Origin of the sequence: Terrisporobacter sp. (assembly GCF_017888745.1) — a bacterium.
GTDB lineage: Bacteria > Bacillota > Clostridia > Peptostreptococcales > Peptostreptococcaceae > Terrisporobacter.
In genome coordinates, this window is record NZ_JAGHFM010000152.1 from 1 (window position 1) to 4,329 (window position 4,329).

The following is a 4,329-nucleotide window of genomic DNA, read 5'->3' on the forward strand; positions in this document are numbered from 1 at the left end:
ATCCCACATTGATTTTACATCTTCATCTTTTTCCAACTTCATTATAACTTCATTTTCTGTAGTATATAAATCATTTATATTAATAACATTTTTGTCTACTGCTAATTTCAATAAATCAGCTAAGTACTGCATAGAGAATCTATCATAGTCAGCGGTGTATACTTTAGAATTAAGTATGGATACAGAAGTAAATTCTATAGCCTTATCTAAAGTTTTAAAAGAAATTTCATCTTGTCCAAACTCATTTTTACTTACAACTAAATCGTCATATATGCTTTTAATTTCATCCAAAGATTTAAATCCATAGTAAAAAGCATTGCCAAGAGTATATTCTAATCTATCTGCTGAAAGAAGAGGAGAATCATTATCTGCAATAGGATATATATGATAGTCATATACATCTTGAGTTGTTAAATTATACTTTTTAAGTATTTTCTGTATTTCTATAGAGTTTTCTATGATTTCTTGTGTTTTTTCTTCTGTAGACTCTTGAGTTTCATGATCTCCATTTAGAAAATCAACTACATGGGCAAATACAGGAGAACTTATATCGTGTAAAAGGCCTGCTATGGACTGTTTTATATCTTTTGTAAAATGCCAAATTATAAGAGCGACTCCTATGCTATGGTTGTATCTAGTATAATTTTTCCCCTTAGAAAAGATAGGAAAACTAGTGTATTCACATCCACAGTTCATACCAACATTACTTAGCCTTTTAAATTCAGGAGTCTCTACTAACTCATCTATAAATAAAGGAAAATCATTATTGTATATATGAAGTAAATCCAAATTAATTCCTCCTTTTTAAATTTAACGTTTATTTATAAAATTTAAATTTTAATCTTAATTATATAATAATTTTACCATAACTAATTAACGAATTTAAGTATATTTATTTGAGATTTAAATATTTATATGACTAATTTGTAATTTTATCTATATTTATAATAATAATATAATTATTGTATAATTAGTAAATATAATAGGAAAAATTGGAGGTAACTATGATTAATATCCTTATGATAGAAGATGATAGCACAATAGCTTTTGGAGTAAAATATGCCCTAGAACAAGAGGGATTTAATATTGACATATGCAATGATTTAGAAAGTGGTAGAAATATCTTAAATGCAAAAACTTTTGATATTATACTTTTAGATGTAATGCTTCCAGACGGGAATGGTTATGATTTCTGCAAAGAAATTAGAAAATCTAAAGATATTCCAATAATATTTTTAACAGCCTGTGATGAAGAAATAAATATAGTTATGGGACTTGATATAGGTGGTGACGATTACATGACAAAGCCATTTAGAGTTAGAGAACTTATATCTAGAATAAAAGCAGTAGTCAGAAGAAACAAAGGAGAAGATAAAGGTAAGAAAGTTTTAAGATATGGTGATTTAAGTGTTCATACATTGGAAGCTAGAGTATTTAAAGGTGGTGAAGAAATATTTTTAACTTCTGCTGAATACAAATTAATGCTAATTTTAATTCAAAATGAAAATATAGTTTTAAGTAGAAATCAGATATTAGAAAAATTATGGGATGTAACTTATGATTTTATTAATGATAATACATTAACTGTTTATATAAAGCGTCTTAGAGAAAAGATAGAAATTGATGCATCAAATCCTAAGCATATTATTACTGTTAGAGGTATGGGATATAAATGGAATGGAAGTGAATATAATGATTAAACACAATATAGAAATGAGAAGTTTTATAAGATATTATATTTCCATATTTTTTATTTTTATTTTTGTATCTTTAGGAGTTTCTTATATTAACTTAAATATCATCAAAGATAAAGTTGTAGAAAATAATCAAGCTATATTAGGACAAATATTAGTAAATAGACCAGAATTAGAAGGTGAAATTGTAGATATAATAACTCGAGGCAATTCTAAAGAAAACATAGATAAAGGAAAAGAAATATTAGATAAGTATAATTATGATGAAAATATTACTTTAAGAAATGAACCTATAATATATTCCAGTAAAATAGAAATTATTAATGTAAATTTAGTATTTCTTGTTTGTATATCTACAGCATTTATAATTTTATCATTATTTTATTTTAAGAAGATATACAATGATATAAAGGATATGACTGACTATGTTTATAATAGTTCTGAAGGTATAAATTTTGAAATGAAAAATAGAAATCAAGAAGGACAAATTGGGGTTTTAAAAACAGAACTCCTAAAAATGACAAATATATTAAAAGAAAAAGTAGAACTTCTAAATAAAGAAAAAATATTTTTAAATGATATTATTTCAGATATATCTCATCAATTAAAAACGCCTATGACATCTTTAATTATACTTAATGATTTGATGTATGATGATTTACCAAAAGAAACTAAAATTGAGTTTTTAGATAAAATAAAATCCCAGCTAAGTAGGATGGAATGGTTAATAAAAAGTATGTTAAAACTTTCTAAAGTAGAAGCCAAGGTAATTAACTTTGAAAATAAAAAAATAAATATTAAAGAATTAATAAATAAATCTATATCACCAAGTTTGATACCTATGGAGTTAAAGAATATTGATTTAAGTATAAATGGAGATGAAAAAGCTAGTTATATAGGTGATATTAATTGGAGTAGTGAAGCTTTAGTTAATATTATTAAAAATTGTGTAGAGCACACTAATGAAAATGGTAGTATAACTATTAATTATGAAGAAAACCCACTATATTCAGAGATAATTATAAAAGATAGTGGAGAGGGAATAGATAAAAAAGACTTACCTCATATATTTAAAAGATTTTATAAAGGCAAAAACTCTTCTAAAAGTGATAGTGTAGGAATAGGTCTTGCCATGGCAAAATCAATTATAGAAAGTCAAAATGGTGACATATATGCAAAGAGTGAAAAAAACAAGGGAACTGAATTTCATATTATCTTCCATAAAAACTATAGTGACTAATATGTCACTTTTAAATTCATCTCACTGTAAGGATAAAATTTTAGAATATAAATATAAAATTAATTGATAGCTGGATTAATAATTATAGAATAAAATCATGGAGGATAATATGGAGATTTTAAAAGTAAAAAATTTATCAAAAAGCTACGGTAAGGGAGAAGCCAAGGTAGAAGCATTAAAAAATATAAATTTATCTGTAAATAAAGGTGAATTTGTAGCAATAGTAGGACCAAGTGGGAGTGGAAAAAGTACATTGTTACACTTAATAGGTGGAGTAGATAAGCCAACTGGTGGACAAGTTTTAATTAATGATGTTGATATATACTCATTAAAAGAAAAAGATTTATCTATATTTAGAAGAAGAAATATAGGTCTTATATATCAATTTTATAATTTAATACCAGTATTAAGTATAAAAGAAAATATATTATTACCTGCAGAATTAGATAATAGAAAAATAGAAAAGAATTATTTAGATGATTTATTAAAAACTTTAGGTCTAAAGGAAAGGGAAAATCATCTTCCCAATGAATTAAGTGGTGGTCAACAGCAAAGAACATCAATAGGTAGAGCTTTAATAAATAGACCATCTATTGTACTTGCAGATGAGCCAACAGGAAACTTAGATAGTAAAAACTCAAAGGAAGTCTTAGAGTTATTAAAGTTATCAGTAAGAAAGTATAACCAAACTTTAATAATGATAACTCATGATCCAAATATAGCTCTTCAAGCAGATAGAGTTATAACTATAGAAGATGGTATTATAAAAAGTGATGAGGTGATATAAATGAATTTATACACATCATTAACTTTAAGATATTTAAAAGAAAATAAAAAAAGAACAATAGTTACTATTATAGGGATAATATTATCTACTGCATTAATTTGTGGAATCGGGAATATATTTGAGAGCTTAATGGATTGGCAAATTAGGGAAACTGTCTCAGTAAATGGTAGTTTTCATGCTACTTTTGATAATATAAATAAAAAGGATATTAACATAATAACTAAAAGTGCTGGAGTAGCAAAATATGGTTACAGCAAAGAATTGGGAGTCTCTAAATTAGAAAATAAAAAAGAAAATTTGATAGAAGTAAAATCATATGATAAATCTGTTTTTGAATCTTATGGTATTACTGTAAAAGAAGGAAGACTTCCTAAAAATGATAATGAGATAGTATTAAGTGAATTATTTTTATCTTTAAGTGATAAAAAGATAGGAGACACTATAAAACTAGATATAGGTAAAAGGGTAACACTAGATGGTGATGACTTAAGTGGGTCTTGGGTATCAGAAGATGAAAAAATAATAAATGCTAAAAGTAAAGAATTTAAAATAGTAGGTATAATCAATAGACCAGGATTTGAAATAGGAAACCAAGTTATAAATGGGAT

Annotated in this window: 5 protein-coding genes; 4 read left to right on the forward strand and 1 reads right to left on the reverse strand. The window is 25.4% G+C overall.

From position 1 onward, the window contains the following. On the reverse strand, positions 1 to 789 hold a 789-nt coding region (locus J7G74_RS07520; protein WP_297133675.1), incomplete at its 3' end, for an HD domain-containing protein. Between the two features lie 215 nt (positions 790 to 1,004). Between J7G74_RS07520 and J7G74_RS07525 the strand changes: the two genes are divergently transcribed. From J7G74_RS07525 to J7G74_RS07540, 4 genes are all read left to right on the forward strand, one after another. Next, entirely contained in the window at positions 1,005 to 1,700 is a 696-nt protein-coding gene (locus tag J7G74_RS07525) for a response regulator transcription factor (RefSeq protein ID WP_297133677.1), read from the forward strand. After that, positions 1,693 to 2,934 (forward strand): sensor histidine kinase, encoded by a 1,242-nt coding sequence (locus J7G74_RS07530; protein ID WP_297133680.1) that lies wholly within the window; start codon positions 1,693 to 1,695, stop codon positions 2,932 to 2,934. Before J7G74_RS07525 ends, J7G74_RS07530 begins: the two co-directional genes overlap by 8 nt. Before the next feature lie 109 nt (positions 2,935 to 3,043). Further along, entirely contained in the window at positions 3,044 to 3,721 is a 678-nt protein-coding gene (locus tag J7G74_RS07535) for an ABC transporter ATP-binding protein (RefSeq protein ID WP_297133682.1), read from the forward strand. After that, the coding region (locus tag J7G74_RS07540; RefSeq protein WP_297133685.1) for an ABC transporter permease at positions 3,722 to 4,329 on the forward strand (608 nt) is incomplete at its 3' end.